Consider the following 349-nt stretch of genomic DNA (forward strand, 5'->3'; position numbering starts at 1 on the left):
TTGGCAGAGGTGTTTAAAACGTTAAGTGCGTTATCACCTGGGCGCATTGATTTTGGCGTAGGCCGGGCACCGGGCGGGGATACTAACGCCATGTATGCTTTGTCTGAAGGACGGCAGCCTCTGTTGGATAATATGTATGAAAAATTCGATACGGCTTTGAAGTTGATCAATGATGAAGTACCGGAAGACCGGTTGTACCGTAAAACAATCGCGACACCGGCACATATAGCTTTACCAGAAGCTTGGCTGTTGGGTTCGAGTGGAAGCAGTGCATTAAAAGCTGCCCGGATGGGTGTCGGCTATTCTTTTGCACAGTTTTTTATGGGCGGTATGACAAAAGATATTTTTG

General features: G+C 47.0%; 1 pseudogene. It reads left to right on the forward strand.

Annotated features, from left to right (window positions below):
• Positions 1–349 (forward strand): annotated as a pseudogene (locus RT405_RS06410) (LLM class flavin-dependent oxidoreductase); the annotation flags it as partial.

It is taken from the genome of Carnobacterium sp. (genome assembly GCF_032094055.1).
In the GTDB taxonomy this organism is placed as follows: Bacteria; Bacillota; Bacilli; order Lactobacillales; family Carnobacteriaceae; genus Carnobacterium_A.